The organism is Brachybacterium sp. p3-SID1565, from assembly GCF_025143785.1.
Lineage (GTDB): Bacteria > Actinomycetota > Actinomycetes > Actinomycetales > Dermabacteraceae > Brachybacterium > Brachybacterium epidermidis.
In genome coordinates this window covers 1-13,810 of sequence record NZ_JAMBDS010000041.1, presented here as the reverse complement: position 1 = coordinate 13,810, position 13,810 = coordinate 1, and the positions used below count along the sequence as shown (strand labels likewise).

Below are 13,810 nucleotides of genomic sequence, written 5' to 3'. Positions count from 1 at the left end.
AGCCGGGCTCAGCTGCTCCAGGCCTCCCACAGCCGGGCGTACACGCCGTCCAGTGCCACCAGGTGCTCGTGCGGGCCCTGCTCGACCACGCGGCCCTCTGCCATCACCAGGATGCGGTCGGCCTCCTTTGCCTGGGAGAGTCGGTGCGCCACGATCACCGTGGTGCGACCGGCGGCCACCGCCAGCGCCGCCCGCTCCAGCACCCGGGCGCCGGAGGAGCCCTCGTCGGCCGTGGCCTCGTCCAGCACCAGCACGGCCGGGTCCTGCAGGGCGATCCGGGCCAGTGCCAGCTGCTGGGACTGCTCGGCGCTGAGCCGCTCGCCCTTCTCGCCCACCTCGGTCTCAAGGCCCTTGGGCAGGCGCTCGGCCCACGCATCGGCCTCCACGGTGCGCAGCGCCGCCCACAGCTCCTCCTCGGTGGCGAGGGGGCGGGCCAGCTTCAGGTCCTCCGCGAGGGTGCCGCGGAACACGTGCACGTCCTGGCTCACGATCGAGGCGTGCGAGCGCACGGCCTCGATGTCGGCACGCGCCAGATCCGCCCCGCCGTGGAGCACCCGCCCGTGACGGGGGGTGAGGGTGCCGGTGATGATCGAGGCCAAGGTGGACTTGCCGGCACCGGAGGCGCCCACCAGGGCCACCGTCTCCCCGGCGGCGATGTCCAGGTCGATCGGGTGCAGCACCACCCGCTCCTGACCGTCCTCGTCGGTGGTGTAGGAGTGGGAGACCTGCTCCAGGCGGATCGAGGAGTCCTGCGGGACCTGGGGGCCCGGGGAAGCGGCTGGGTCGATCGATGTGATCACCCCGACCATGCGCGACAGGCTCGCCCCGGCACTCTGGACGTCGTCGAGGTTGAAGATGAACGCCAGCATCGGCCAGAACAGGCTCACCAGGTAGATCGCGGCCGCGGTGACCAGGCCCAGCGGGGCGCCCGCCTGGTGCACCATCGCGAAGCCGATCACCATCACCGACAGCAGCGCGATCGACTCCGGGATGTTGATCAGCGCCACCATCTTCCCCACCAGGCTCATCACCCGCATGTTCAGCACCGCGGCGGTCTCCGACAGCACGGCCACGTGGCGGGTCTCGCGGCGTTCGATGCCGTAGGCGTTGACGGTGGGGATGCCGTGGATGGCGGAGAGCAGGCCCTGGGCGCGGGCGCCCATCGCCACTCGCTCCTTGCGGTACAGCGGGGCGGTGCGGCGCAGGTACCAGCGGGCCGCCAGCACGTACAGCGGCACGATCACCACGACCATCAGCAGCAGGTAGGGCGAGAGGGTGGCCATGCCGGCCAGGGTCACCACCACCAGGAAGCCCAGCTGGATCAGGTTGGGCACCAGGTTGTTCACGGCGCGGGCGGCCACGTCCACATCGTCGGCCACGCGGGAGAGGGCGTCGCCGATGCCGGTCTGCTCCATCGATTGGGCCGGCAGGTCCAGGGCGCGGTCGATCACGTCCTCGCGCATCCCGGCCAGGATCCGCTGTCCCAGCGAGGAGATCATCGTCCAGCCCACCGCCATCAGCACGGCCTGGACCGCGCCGACGGCCACGATCTGCCCACCCAGCGCCCACACGGCGCGGGAGGTGCCCTCGGAGTCCACCACGTCCACCGCCGCACCGATCAGGCGGGGCAGGATCGCCGCGGCGACCGCGCTGCCGATGGTGATCAGCAGCGTCACGGCCGTGAACCAGCGGTGCTCACTGAGCCGCGCCAGCATGAAGCGCGCTGCCTGGCCGCCGCTGGCGATCGGCAGCAGCTGGGCGTGCTCGTCCAGCTGCCGCTGGGCGGTGGTGTCATCGCCCAGGACCTCCTCGACGGAGCGGTTCCAGTCGATCATGCTCATCGCTGCACCATCTCCCGGTAGTCCTCGAGGTCCATCAGCTCGGCGTGGTCGCCCTCGGCGACGATCCGCCCGGAGCGCAGGTACACCACCCGGTCGGCGTGGCGCAGCAGCGCCGGGGCCCGGGTGACGATCAGGGTGGCCCGGTCGGTGCGGCGGCGTGCCGCCACCAGCGCCTCGGCGATGTGCTGCTCGGTCACTGCGTCGACCGCGGTGGTGGGGTCCTGCAGCACCAGTACGGGCGGGTCGGCCGCGACGGAGCGGGCCAGCGCGATGCGCTGACGCTGCCCGCCGGAGAGGTTCGAGCCACGGTCCAGGATCCGGGTGTCGTAGCCCTCGGGCAGGATCCGCAGTAGGTCACCGGCACCGGCGGCATGCAGGGCGGCATCGGCCCAGGCGTCGTCGGAGCCGTCGGTGGCCGCCGTGTCGGGTGCGCGGGTGGCCAGCTGCTCACGCAGGGTGCCGTCGAAGAGGTCCACCACGTGCGGCTCCACCAGCAGATCAGCGCGCAGCTGCATCCGCTCCTGCGGCGTGATCGGGCGGTCACCCACGCGGGCCCCGCCGTCGGTGCGGCCGGAGACCGTCTCCACCAGGGCGTCGGCATCGCGCACATCCGCGCAGGCCACGGCCACCACGGTGCCGTCATCGACCGTGAGGTCCACGCTGTCCAGGGTGCCGGTGGTCACGGAGTCCAGGTGCAGTCCGCCAGCGGCGCCGCGGCGCTCGGCGAGACCGCCGGGGCCCCCGCCGCGGTCGTCGCGCTGCGTGGTCAGGCGCTCCAGGGTGAGCTCCTCGTCGTCCACGGTGCGGCCCAGATCGCCCAGCAGGTCGCGCACACGGCGCGCCGAGGTCGACATGCCGGCCCACCACACGGGAGCACCGGAAAGGCCCTGCAGCATCCCCATCACGGTGCGGGCCACGCCCACCACGGCGATCAGCACCCCGATGGAGAGGTCACCGGCCAGGGTGCGCTGGGCGGCTATCACCACCACGGCGGCCAGCATCAGGCCGGTCACCAGGGTGGTCAGGCCGCTGGAGATGCCGGAGTAGCGGGCGTTGACCAGGGCTGCTTCGAGGGCCACCCGGGATCGGCGGCGGTACAGGGCGCGGGCACGGGACTGCACACCCAGCCCCTGCAGCACGCGCAGGCCGTGCACCAGGTCGGTGGCGGTGGCGGCTGCCTCGGCGGCCTGGGACTGCTGGTCGTCGTACCGCTTGGACAGGGTCGGGGTGATCACCCGGATCACCACCACCATCACCACGATGCCCAGCAGCATCGCCAAGCCCAGCCACACGTCCAGCACCGTCAGCCAGACGGTCGCGCCGAGCACCACCAGCAGGGACGGCACCACCCAGGGCAGCATGTCCAGCACGTCCGAGGCCTTGTCGGCATCGGAAGTGGCGATGGAGAGCACCTCCCCGGCGGGCCGGTCGATGCCGCGGGAGCGGGGGTCGAGCACCGCGCCGGTCATCGCCACACGCAGGCGGTGCCGCTCCAGCATGCAGGCCTTCTGGGAGGCCAGGAAGGTAAGGATCCAGCACACGGTGCCCACCAGGCGCAGCGCCACTACGGCGAGGGCACCCAGGATCGTCACGCGCAGGTCGCCGGCCACGATGCCGTGGTCGATCACCAGGCCCAGACCGATCGGCACCAGCATCTCGATGCCCTCGGAGATCGCCGCCAACGGCAGCACCCAGGCGAGCATCCTCTTATGGGCGCGCACGATCGACCGCAGCACCCCGGGGCGCGGGGCGGCGGGATCGGCAGAGGCGGGATCGGGGACGGGTGCGGTCGCGAGCGGGGGAGAGGGATCGTGCACCCGTCGATCCTTCCCCGCGCTGAGCCCGGTCGCAAACGAATATGCAGGCTGATGGTGTAGTGCCGGTCACGTCAGCACGCTGACGGGCGCGGTGACAGAATGGGTCCATCACCCCCGAGGAGAGGAAACCCGCGTGAGCACCACCGATGTCGAGCCCACCGTCGAGCTGTTCGTCGATCCCGCCTGCCCCTTCGCCTGGATGACCAGCCGCTGGCTGCTGCACGCGGCCGAGGTGCGGGAGATCGCTCCCCGCTTCCGGGTGATGTCCCTGGCCGTGCTGAACGAGGGCCGCGACCTGGATCCCGACTACCGCCGCAGCACCGACCAGAGCTGGGGCGCCGCGCGGCTGGCGATCCACATCGCCCGCACGGAGGGGGACGAGGCCTTCGCCCGCTGGTACACCGCCTGGGGCGAGCGCTACCACGTGGGCGGGCAGAAGGAGGATCGACGGGCCACCGCCGTGGCGGCCCTCGAGGACGCCGGCCTGCCCGCCGGGCTGATCGACGCCTACGATCCGGCCGATGGCGACGACACCGACCGGGCGCTGCGCGCCTCCCACCAGGACGCCATCGACATGGTGGGCGACGACGTGGGCACCCCGGTGATCTCCTTCGGCGAGGGCACCGCCTATTTCGGCCCCGTGGTGTCCCCGGCCCCCAAGGGGGAGGAGGCCGGCCGCCTGCTGGACGGCTTGCGCGCACTGGCGTCGGTGCAGGGCTTCTACGAGCTCAAGCGCAGCCGCACCGGCGGCATCGACCTCAGCTGACAGCCCCATGGAGCAAGGACGGAACTGAACCATGATCGTGCACATCGGCACCGACCACGCCGGCTTCGAGCTGAAGAACCGACTGGTGGCCGCGCTGCGCTCCAAGGGCCACGAGGTCACCGACCACGGCGCCCACGAGTACGACGCCCTGGACGACTACCCGCCGTTCTGCACCGCTGTGGGTGAGGCCGTGGTGGCCCAGCCCGGCTCCTTCGGCGTCGTGATCGGCGGCTCCGGCAACGGCGAGCAGATCGCGGCCAACAAGGTGGCCGGTGTGCGGGCCGCGCTGGTGTGGAACGAGGACACCGCGAAGCTGGCCCGCCAGCACAACGACGCCAACGTGATCTCCGTGGGCGCCCGCCAGCACACCGAGGAGGAGCTCGAGGGCCTGATCGACCTGTTCCTGGCCGAGCCCTTCAGCCACGAGGAGCGCCACCAGCGGCGCATCGACCTGATCGCAGGCTTCGAGAGGACCGGCGGGTACGGCACACCCGAGCAGCACTGATGCCGGAGGGCCATACCGTCCACCGGCTCGCGGAGGCCTTCGGCCACGGCCTGGTGGGCCAGCGGGTGCGCACCTCCAGCCCCCAGGGACGGTTCTCTGAGGCCGCCCAGATCGACCGGATGGTGCTGCTGGGAGCCGAGGCGGTGGGCAAGCACCTGTTCCTGGCCTTCGCCCCCAGCGCGGACGTCGACCTGGACGCGCCCGTGGTGCGGTTCGTCCACGTGCACCTGGGGCTGTACGGTTCGTGGACCTTCGCTGGCGAGCCCGGCTTCGCGCGCATGCACGCGATCGGTGCTCCTCGGGTGCGGGTGGGGGAGCAGGAGCACTCCCTCGACGCGGGCACCGCGGACTGGCAGTACCTGCTGCCCCGGCCCACGACGCGACTGCGCATCCAGGGGCCCTGCGGGCTGGCCGACCTCACCGGGCCCACCGCCTGCACCCTCCTGGACGGTGCCGGCCGGCAGGCGATCGTCGACCGCCTGGGCCCGGACCCGCTGCGGGCCGACGCCGACCCCGAGCAGTTCGTGTCACGGGTGGTGGGCTCCCGCTCCGGGATCGGCACCATGCTGATGAACCAGGAGGTGGTGGCGGGCATCGGCAACATCTACCGCGCCGAGCTGCTGTTCCGGGCGCGGCTGGACCCCTTCGTCCCCGGCAAGGCCCTGAGCAGGTCGATGGTCGAGGGGATCTGGGAGGACCTGGTGGCGCTGATGCACTACGGTGCCCGCACCGGCCGGATCGTCACCACCCAGCCCGAGCACCGCCTGCTGGACCCCCGCATCATGGAGCGCACTCGCCAGAACGGCGACGAGGATCCCACCGTGGTCCCGCGCGAGCAGTCCTTCTACGTGTACCACCGCCACACCCTGCCCTGCCGTCTGTGCGGGACGGTGGTGAGGTCCCAGGAGCTGGCCGGACGCACCGTCTACTGGTGCCCGCGCTGCCAGACCGTGAGGACCCGACGCGCCGCGTGGATCCGCGAGAACCCAGCCGCGCCGTGGGCCTACGCTGATCGGCATGACCTCCCCGGCCCCGCCGCCTGACCCCGCCCTGCCCGCGCCCGCCCCGCTGCTCGAGCAGGGCTCGCTCACCACGGCCGACGGACACCAGCTGCCCTACGAGCTGTCCGGGACCCGCGACGGCGCTCCGGCGCTGTACCTGCACGGCGGGCCCGGCGGCACGCTGGGATCGGGCTATCGCCGGAACGTCCCGGCGGACGGCACGCTGCTGGTGGGGATGCTGCAGCGGCGCATCCAGGAGGGCTCACCGGATGGGGGCCTGGCCGCGCAGACCACGGCGAACCTGGTGGGGGACATCGAGCTGCTGCGCGAGCACCTAGGTATCGAGTCGTGGATCGTGCAGGGCGTCTCCTGGGGGAGCACCCTCGCGCTCGCCTACGCGCAGGCGCATCCCCACCGGGTGCGGGCCGTGGTGCTGTTCGCGGTCACCACCACCTCCCGATGGGAGGTCGACTGGATCACCGAGGGCGTGGGCGCGCTGTACCCGGAGGCATGGGACGCGCTGGCGACTCTCGCGGAGCAGCGCACACAGTTCCGCCGCAGCCCCCTGGGCCATGGCCGCGCCGAGGGGTCTTTGCGCCTGGTGGATGCGTACCGGGACATGCTCGCTGATCCCGACCCGCAGCGCGTGCGCGAGGCAGCCGCGGCCTGGATCGACTGGGAGGACGCGCACATCGGGATCGGACTTCCGCACCCCGGCACCCAGGGCGGCCTCCCCCGCTCAGAGGTGCAGCAGCTCGAGTTCGCGCGCCTGGTCACCCACTACTGGGCCCACGACGGATTCGTGGCCGACTGGGCGGCAGGCTGGGGCGCGGAGCCCGGCAGCGGGCTGCTGGGCGGCATGCATCGCCTCGCGGGTGTTCCCGGGGTGCTGATCCACGGCAGGCGCGACGTCTCCGGGCCGGTGCGCACCCCATACCTGGTGCATAGGGCATGGCCCGGCAGCACCCTGCGGATCATCGAGCACGAGGGCCACGGCGGTCCGGAGATGGTCCAGCTATGGCGTGGAGCGATGACCGAGCTCACTGGCTCGGGTCGCGCTCCTTCAGGGCGGCGCTGAGCACGGTCGCGAACGCGGTCCAGGCGGTGCAGCGGTGGCGAGCGAGGTCTTCACGAGGGGATGCGTGTCACGGCGCTGGACACCGCAGAGGGGAAAGACCCGACCGCTCGTTCCGAGGCCGCCCTGGGCACGATTACAGTGGCGCCATGCCTGATGCCCTTCCCGATGCGCCCGCCGGCAGCGAGCCCCTCGACCTGCCCGTCGTCGACCTGTCTGGCGGAGCGACCCTCCACCGCGCCCACCTCACCGCGATCCCCGCGGCCACCGTGTACCTGCTGGCCAAGCTGCGGCAGGACGTGTTCACCCTCGAGCAGCACGCCACCGACGCGGATCTCGACGGCCGTGAGCTGGAGCCCGGCACCACCATCCTGTGGATCGAGACCGCGAGCGGAGAGCCCGCCGCCCACATCCGGGTGCTCACCGAGGACGACGGCACGCTGCGCATCGGCCGCCTCGCGGTGCGCAAGCAGAACCGTCGCGACGGGTTCGGCGGCCGGATCATGCGCGCGGCACTGGACCTCACCCACCAGATCGACCCTGCCGCCGAGGTGCACATCGACGCCCAGGCCTACCTGGAGAAGTGGTACCTGTCGATGGGGTACGAGACCACCGGGCCGGTGTTCATGGAGGCCGGCATCGAGCATGTGCCGATGGTGTACCGGCACCCGCGCTGACTCAGGCCTGGCCCGGATCCTCACCCGTTGAATCCTCCAGCAGTGCCGTGATGTCCTCGCGGCCGAAGAACTGGGCGGCGGCGCGGCCGCTGGGATCACCCAGGTCCGGGTTCGCCCCGGCCTTCAGCAGCACCCGGGCCACCTCGGTGTAGCCCTGGAACGCGGCCCCTGCCAGCGGGGACTGCCCGCGGTCGTTCAGCAGGTCCACGTCGGCCCCGCGGGAGGCCAGGGCCTCCACCAGGGTGGGGTGGTCGTGGTACGCGGCGAGCATCAGCAGGGAGTTGCCGTCCGCGCCCCGCAGGTCCACCGGGGCGCCCTGGTCCACGAGCGCCAGCAGGGGGACGGCATCACCCTGCCGGGCCATGTCGAACATCTGGTGGGCGAGCTCCACGACGTCATCATCCATGTGGATCAGGGTACGGGGCGGTGCTCGACGCCCGCTTGTTACGTCCGTGAGAAGGCGGTGCGCACCTTCCCATCTCGCTCCGGCGACCACTGGCGGATTGACGACGTCGAGCAATCGCTGACCGAAGCTCCGGAGACGAGAGCACGGCAGGGGAATGGTTCGATCTCAGGCCGGACCATTGTTGCGAGCACGGCGGACGGCCAGGTCGACGCCTTCGCGCCATGGATCGCCGTGGCCGGGAAGAACGTGCATCGCTCCAGTGGCGGCGATTCCCTCCAGGGAAGCCAGCGCCATCGAACTGTCAGCGGTCGCGGCGCCGGCGATGATCCTGGGGCCGGTTCGTCCGGTGTACGGATCCAGGGTGACCAGGGCATCGCCGGACAGTACGGCGTCACGGTCCGGAAGGTGCAGAGAGCAGTGACCGAAGGTGTGACCGTAGGTCGCCACAACCCGGGGACTTCCCGGCACAGTGAGCGTGACGCCGGGCTCCAGGGAAGACAGCCCCTCGACGCCCCGCACCCAGCCCGCGCCAGCGGCCACCATGGAGGCGAGGACCGGGATCGCGCGCGGATGCCGCACCGGGTACAACGCCCGCGGGTTCTCGTGCGCATACCGATACGGGTGAGCGGCCAGCGTCCACTCCTCAGGATGGGCAAAGACGGGAATGTTCAGTCGCTGCACCAGACGCCGGGCAAGACCGACGTGGTCAAAATGTGCGTGGGTCAGCACCAGTGCTCGGATGTCCTCAGGTGCACGCCCAAGGTGGCGAACGGCGCGTCCCAGCTCAGCCCACGCTCTGGGCAACCCGGCGTCGACCAACGTGAGAGCGTCGCCCTCCTCGACGAGGTAGCAGTTCACATTGCCGTGCTGCAACAGGTGCACACCAGGGGCGACGTCGGTGCGGAACATGGGGCACTCCTTCGCTGAGGATTAGCGTTGCCCATGAGAGCAGAGGGCACGCTGGTCCCCATCTGTCTACGCTCTGGCAACCCGATTCACAAGGGGGCCCGCCCCGAGGACCCGGCCGCCCTGGCGGATGTCGGGAGGCCGCCGGTGATCCGAGGGGATTTGATCCACGCCTTGCCGAAGTCGAGCGAGAAGGTTCCCTCCCTGCTCCGCCTTGGACGCGGCCAGCGGGTTCGGGCCGTAGACGCCGACGATGCCGGTGGCACCGCCTGCACGGGTGGCGTCCATGACCTGGTTGATGGCGTAGGCCGGGTTCATGTCCTCGGCCTCGCGGCCGATCCCGTGGGCTTCGGAGCCGACGTAGTCGACGGCGCAGTCCACCATGGGTTCGCCGAGGATGGCCTCGATCTGATCGGTCAGCGGCACGTCCTGGTTCAGGTCGGTGGTCTCGCAGCCGTTGTTCTTCACCAGGTCCAGACGGTCCTGATGGTAGTCACCGACGATGATGCAGGAAGCGCCCAGGAGCCGGGCCGCCGCAGCGCCGCAGCGACCGACGGGGCCGGCGCCGGCGATGTAGACGGTCGAGCCGGGCTTGACCCCGGCCTCCATGAGGCCGTGGAACGCGGTGGGCAGGATGTCCGAGAGCAGGGCGAGGTCACGGATCTTCTCCATGGCCTGGTCCTTGTCGGGGAGGAACGATCCAGGACAGGTGGACGCCCCGACGCGATCGGCGGACCGCGTTGTTAGTCTCCCTGGCATGGCCGAAGCCCCCACGCCCTCGCCCGCGGATTCCTCGCCCATCCAGCCGGACGTGCGTGTTCTCGGCGCTCGCGAGCACAACCTCCAGGACATCGACCTCACGGTGCCCCGCGACGCGCTGGTGGTGTTCACCGGGGTCTCCGGCTCGGGCAAGTCCTCCCTGGCCTTCGGAACCCTGTTCGCGGAGTCCCAGCGCCGTTATCTCGAGTCCGTCGCTCCCTACGCTCGTCGCCTGATCGACCAGGCCGGCGTCCCGGACGTCGATTCCATCACGGGCATGCCGCCGGCCGTCGCTCTTCAGCAGCAGCGTGGCGGCCGCAGCGCGCGCTCTTCGGTGGGCAGCATCACCACGCTCTCCTCGCTGGTGCGCATGCTCTACTCCCGGACCGGCCATTACCCCGAGGATCAGCCGATGCTCTACGCCGAGGACTTCTCGGCCAACACAGTGCAGGGCGCGTGTCCGCAATGCCACGGCATCGGCCGGGTGTACGAGGTCACCGAGGACACGATGGTGCCCGATCCTTCGCTGACGATCCGCGAGCGGGCCATCGCCTCCTGGCCGACGGCCTGGCACGGTCATCAGCTGCGCGATGTGCTCGTCGCTCTCGGATACGACGTCGACGTGCCCTGGAAGGATCTGCCGAAGGAGGATCGGGACTGGATCCTCTACACCGAGGAGACGCCGTACGTCCCGGTCCATTCACGGCTGACCCTGGCCGAGGCGCGGGCCGCGACCGCGGCGGGCGTCGAACCGAGCTACTCGGGCACCTTCGTCGGCGCACGCCGGTACGTGCTCGACACGTTCGCGAACACCAAGAGCGAGTCGATGAAGCGACGCGTGGCGCAGTTCCTCACGGTCGCTCCCTGCCCCGCCTGCCACGGCAAGAGGGTGAAGCCGGAGGCCTTGTCCGTGACGTTCGAAGGCCTCGACGTCGCAGAACTCTCCGCGCTGCCGCTCGCGGAGCTCTCCACACTGATCGAGCAGGCGGTCGAGCGAGCTGCCGGCGCTCTTGACGGGGCCGAGTCGGCGGCTCAGGCACGTGATGAGGAAACCCGACGCGACTCCGCCCCGCAGCGAGTCGACACCGGCAGATCAGCCCATGCGGCCGCCGCCGACGTCCGCAGGACACCGAACGACTCGGTGGAGAAGCTGGCCGCGACGGTGCGGCTGGGCACGGAGCTCGTCAACAGACTGCGGCCGATCATCGATCTGGGTCTGGGGTACCTCTCCCTGGGCCGCACCACACCCACCCTCTCCGGCGGCGAGCTGCAGCGGCTGCGGCTCGCCACCCAGCCGACCTCCGAACTGTTCGGCGTGGTCTATGTGCTCGATGAGCCTTCCGCGGGGCTCCATCCGCAGGACGTCAGCGCCCTGCTCGGCATCCTCGACGGGCTCAAGCGCCGAGGCAACAGCCTGTTCGTCGTGGAGCATTCGGTGGACGTGATGCGGCACGCGGACTGGCTTGTCGACATCGGGCCCGGCGCGGGTGAGCGCGGCGGACGCGTCGTCTACAGCGGGCCCACCGAAGGGCTGGCAGAAGTGGAGGAGTCCGTCACCCGCGGCTATGTCTTCGGCGGCAGCGGCCTGCCCCACCGGACGCCCCGGGAGCCGCAGGGATGGCTGCATCTCGAGAACGTCACCCGCAACAACCTGCGCGGCGTGTCGATCTCCTTCCCGCTGGGGGTGTTCACCGCCGTCACCGGAGTGTCGGGATCAGGCAAGTCCAGCCTGGTCAGTCAGGCACTGCCCGCGCTGCTCGGCGAACGGCAGGGACGAGCCGACCAGGCGGAGGACGCCACCGCCCCTGAAGGGGACGAGCTCCTGCTGTCGGACGAACCCGACGAGCTCGAGGGAGAGATCCGGGAAGACCTCTCGAGGGTGCGCCGCGTGGTGAGCATCGATCAGAAGCCCATCGGCCGCACCCCGCGCTCGAACGTCGCTACCTATACGGGCCTGTTCGACCATGTGAGGCGCAGGTTCGCGGAGACCCCCGAGGCCCGCGCTCGGGGGTACAAAGCGGGCAGATTCTCCTTCAACGTCACCGGCGGCCGCTGCCCTACCTGCAAGGGCGAGGGATCCGTCATGGTGGAGCTGCTCTTCCTCCCCTCGGTCTACACCGAGTGCCCCGACTGCCACGGCACCCGCTACCAGTCCAGCACGCTGGAGATCGCCTGGCGCGGCCGCAGCATCGCCGAGGTCCTCGCCATGAGCGTCGAGGAGGCCCATGACTTCTTCCACGGCGAGTTCGACATCATGCGCTCGCTCACGGCTCTGATCGACGTGGGCTTGGGGTATCTCCGTCTCGGACAGCCGGCGACCGAGCTGTCCGGGGGTGAGGCGCAGCGCGTCAAGCTCGCAGCCGAGCTCCAGCGATCCCAGCGCGGGGACACGCTCTACGTCCTGGACGAGCCGACCTCCGGGCTGCACTGCGCCGATTCCGACCGGCTCGTGACCCACCTGCAGGCCCTCGTCGACGCCGGCAACACCGTCGTCGCGGTCGAGCTCGACATGCGCATCGTTGCCGTAGCCGACCACGTCATCGACCTCGGGCCCGGTGCGGGAGACGATGGCGGCACGGTGGTCGCCTCAGGCACGCCCGCGCAGGTCGCCTCGTCCGGAGCCAGCGCGTCGGCACCGTACCTCGAGGCCGCACTGCAGGAAGCCGCCTCCCCGATGTGAAAGTCGGAAGGCTGCGACGAGGGCGATGACCTCGCGCAGAGAGCGCACCGGACGAGCAGGCTGCGTCATCTGATCGGTAACCCGCTCCGCGCGCCTTCGCAGCGCGGCCAGCAGGCGCTCAGCGCCCTTTTCGTACCCCCGAAGCCCCGGCGTCCTGGCGTTACGGACGAGTTGGCCGCGTGCAGCCCCGTCTCCTGACGAACGAGGTCTACACTGGCTGACGGGCCAGGCGCTCACAGTCGGCCGGGCCCTGGTGGAGAAGATCAACCGTCGATGGCGATACGTCATCGACGACCGCAGTGTCGAAGCTGCTGCACCGTCTTTCAGGACCCGGCCCGAGAATCGGCAGCCAACACCTGCCGGGACCTCGATGAGCGCAACGACTGCACCCGAGTCGTACTGCACCCGAACCACGCTGCCCGGTACGGACGGCGGGCGGCTCGCCCGCAAGGGCAGGCCGTCATCTCTCGCAGAACGGAGCAGAACATGGCAGAAGAATTGCATGGCAAGAGGATCGCGATCCTGGCCGCGGACGGCGTCGAGCGCGTGGAGCTCGAACAGCCCAGGCAGGCTCTGCAGGACGCCGGGGCCACGACCGAGCTGCTGTCGCTGCACGAGGGCGAGATCAAGGCCCGCGAGAACGACCTGGACGAGGCCGGAACATTTCCGGTCGATGCCCTGGTGAAGTCAGCCTCGGCCGACGACTACGACGCCCTGCTGCTTCCCGGGGGGACGGTCAACCCCGACCAGCTGCGAACGGACACCGACGCAGTCGGATTCGTGCGCGATGTCATGGTCGCCGGCAAGCCGGTTGCCGCGATCTGCCACGGACCGTGGACGCTGATCGAGGCCGGTGTCGTCGAGGGTCGGACGCTGACCTCGTACCCGAGCATCCGCACCGACCTGCGCAATGCCGGAGCGAACGTCGTCGACGAAGAGGTGGCACGCGACGGGAACCTGATCACCAGCCGCTCGCCCGAAGATCTCCCGGCCTTCTGCGCCGCGATGGTCGAGCTGTTCAGCCAGGCCAAGTGAGGAAACCATGATCAACTCTGCATTGTCTGTCATCGTGCACGCCAAGCCCGGGAAGGAGCAGGACGTCGCGGACTTCCTCCGCAGCGCCCGCCCCATCGTCGAGCAGGAGGAGGGTACGCGGGCCTGGTTCGCTCTGCAGTTCGACGAATCGACCTTCGGGATCTTCGACGTGTTCCCCGACGACGAGGCCCGCCAGACCCACCTCTCGGGTGGCGTCGGTCAGGCACTCGCTGCGCAGGGAGCAGATCTGTTCAGCACCGAACCGAGCATCCAGAACGTCGACGTGATCGCGTACAAGCTGCCCGGCGAGACCGCCTAGAGCATCAGCGTCGATCGACATCG

The 13,810-nt window shown here is 70.5% G+C and carries 12 protein-coding genes and 1 pseudogene; 8 read left to right on the top strand and 5 right to left on the bottom strand.

The genetic code is table 11. The features are described from left to right. Positions 1–8: 8 nt before the first annotated feature. Together M4D54_RS10230 and M4D54_RS10225 are read right to left on the bottom strand one after the other, a co-directional pair. Complete coding sequence (locus M4D54_RS10230) at positions 9–1,841, bottom strand: ABC transporter ATP-binding protein (protein WP_259891271.1); 1,833 nt, start codon at positions 1,839–1,841, stop codon at positions 9–11. Continuing rightward, positions 1,838–3,658: an ABC transporter ATP-binding protein gene (locus M4D54_RS10225; RefSeq protein ID WP_259891270.1), complete on the bottom strand. Its 1,821-nt coding sequence runs from the start codon at positions 3,656–3,658 to the stop codon at positions 1,838–1,840. The genes M4D54_RS10230 and M4D54_RS10225 overlap by 4 nt, the downstream gene beginning before the upstream one ends. A gap of 133 nt (positions 3,659–3,791) precedes the next feature. Between M4D54_RS10225 and M4D54_RS10220 the strand changes: the two genes are divergently transcribed. From M4D54_RS10220 to M4D54_RS10200, 5 genes are all read left to right on the top strand, one after another. Next, the gene (locus M4D54_RS10220; protein WP_396121489.1) at positions 3,792–4,424 is read left to right on the top strand and encodes a disulfide bond formation protein DsbA; all 633 of its coding nucleotides are present in this window, start codon (positions 3,792–3,794) and stop codon (positions 4,422–4,424) included. A 31-nt stretch (positions 4,425–4,455) separates the two neighbouring features. Continuing rightward, positions 4,456–4,929, top strand: coding sequence for a ribose-5-phosphate isomerase (locus M4D54_RS10215; RefSeq protein WP_193865846.1), 474 nt, complete (start codon positions 4,456–4,458; stop codon positions 4,927–4,929). Beyond that, on the top strand, positions 4,929–5,972 hold the full coding sequence (locus M4D54_RS10210) for an Fpg/Nei family DNA glycosylase (protein WP_259891267.1): 1,044 nt from the start codon (positions 4,929–4,931) through the stop codon (positions 5,970–5,972). Before M4D54_RS10215 ends, M4D54_RS10210 begins: the two co-directional genes overlap by 1 nt. Next, complete coding sequence (locus tag M4D54_RS10205; protein ID WP_259891266.1) at positions 5,947–7,008, top strand: alpha/beta hydrolase; 1,062 nt, start codon at positions 5,947–5,949, stop codon at positions 7,006–7,008. Before M4D54_RS10210 ends, M4D54_RS10205 begins: the two co-directional genes overlap by 26 nt. Positions 7,009–7,154: 146 nt before the next feature. After that, positions 7,155–7,682 carry a GNAT family N-acetyltransferase gene (locus M4D54_RS10200; protein ID WP_259891264.1) on the top strand — a complete coding sequence of 176 codons (528 nt, stop codon included), beginning with the start codon at positions 7,155–7,157 and terminating at the stop codon, positions 7,680–7,682. A 1-nt stretch (position 7,683) separates the two neighbouring features. Here the strand turns inward: M4D54_RS10200 and M4D54_RS10195 are convergent, their stop codons facing one another. The 3 genes and pseudogenes from M4D54_RS10195 to M4D54_RS10185 form a co-directional block, all read right to left on the bottom strand. Further along, a complete protein-coding gene (locus M4D54_RS10195; protein WP_259891263.1) occupies positions 7,684–8,088 on the bottom strand; it encodes an ankyrin repeat domain-containing protein in 405 nt (134 codons plus the stop codon). A gap of 165 nt (positions 8,089–8,253) precedes the next feature. Beyond that, positions 8,254–8,997: an MBL fold metallo-hydrolase gene (locus M4D54_RS10190; RefSeq protein ID WP_259891261.1), complete on the bottom strand. Its 744-nt coding sequence runs from the start codon at positions 8,995–8,997 to the stop codon at positions 8,254–8,256. Positions 8,998–9,134: 137 nt separating this feature from the next. Next, a pseudogene (locus M4D54_RS10185) lies at positions 9,135–9,684 on the bottom strand (formaldehyde dehydrogenase, glutathione-independent); the annotation flags it as partial. A 67-nt stretch (positions 9,685–9,751) separates the two neighbouring features. On the opposite strand from M4D54_RS10185, the gene M4D54_RS10180 reads away from it, so the two are divergent. The 3 genes from M4D54_RS10180 to M4D54_RS10170 all read left to right on the top strand — a co-directional run bounded on the left by M4D54_RS10180 (position 9,752) and on the right by M4D54_RS10170 (position 13,787). Further along, a complete protein-coding gene (locus M4D54_RS10180; protein WP_259891255.1) occupies positions 9,752–12,433 on the top strand; it encodes an excinuclease ABC subunit UvrA in 2,682 nt (893 codons plus the stop codon). 486 nt (positions 12,434–12,919) lie between these two features. Beyond that, positions 12,920–13,468 carry a type 1 glutamine amidotransferase domain-containing protein gene (locus M4D54_RS10175; RefSeq protein ID WP_259891254.1) on the top strand — a complete coding sequence of 183 codons (549 nt, stop codon included), beginning with the start codon at positions 12,920–12,922 and terminating at the stop codon, positions 13,466–13,468. Between the two features lie 7 nt (positions 13,469–13,475). Beyond that, complete coding sequence (locus tag M4D54_RS10170) at positions 13,476–13,787, top strand: putative quinol monooxygenase (protein ID WP_259891252.1); 312 nt, start codon at positions 13,476–13,478, stop codon at positions 13,785–13,787. Positions 13,788–13,810: the final 23 nt, after the last annotated feature.

Bases quoted from the DNA above. Each gene is read 5' to 3' on its own strand.
- M4D54_RS10230 (WP_259891271.1), bottom strand. From the start codon at position 1,841: ATGAGCATGATCGACTGGAACCGCTCCGTCGAGGAGGTCCTGGGCGAT.
- M4D54_RS10215 (WP_193865846.1), top strand. From the start codon at position 4,456: ATGATCGTGCACATCGGCACCGACCACGCCGGCTTCGAGCTGAAGAAC.
- M4D54_RS10210 (WP_259891267.1), top strand. From the start codon at position 4,929: ATGCCGGAGGGCCATACCGTCCACCGGCTCGCGGAGGCCTTCGGCCAC.
- M4D54_RS10205 (WP_259891266.1), top strand. From the start codon at position 5,947: ATGACCTCCCCGGCCCCGCCGCCTGACCCCGCCCTGCCCGCGCCCGCC.
- M4D54_RS10200 (WP_259891264.1), top strand. From the start codon at position 7,155: ATGCCTGATGCCCTTCCCGATGCGCCCGCCGGCAGCGAGCCCCTCGAC.
- M4D54_RS10195 (WP_259891263.1), bottom strand. From the start codon at position 8,088: ATGGATGATGACGTCGTGGAGCTCGCCCACCAGATGTTCGACATGGCC.
- M4D54_RS10190 (WP_259891261.1), bottom strand. From the start codon at position 8,997: ATGTTCCGCACCGACGTCGCCCCTGGTGTGCACCTGTTGCAGCACGGC.
- M4D54_RS10180 (WP_259891255.1), top strand. From the start codon at position 9,752: ATGGCCGAAGCCCCCACGCCCTCGCCCGCGGATTCCTCGCCCATCCAG.
- M4D54_RS10175 (WP_259891254.1), top strand. From the start codon at position 12,920: ATGGCAGAAGAATTGCATGGCAAGAGGATCGCGATCCTGGCCGCGGAC.
- M4D54_RS10170 (WP_259891252.1), top strand. From the start codon at position 13,476: ATGATCAACTCTGCATTGTCTGTCATCGTGCACGCCAAGCCCGGGAAG.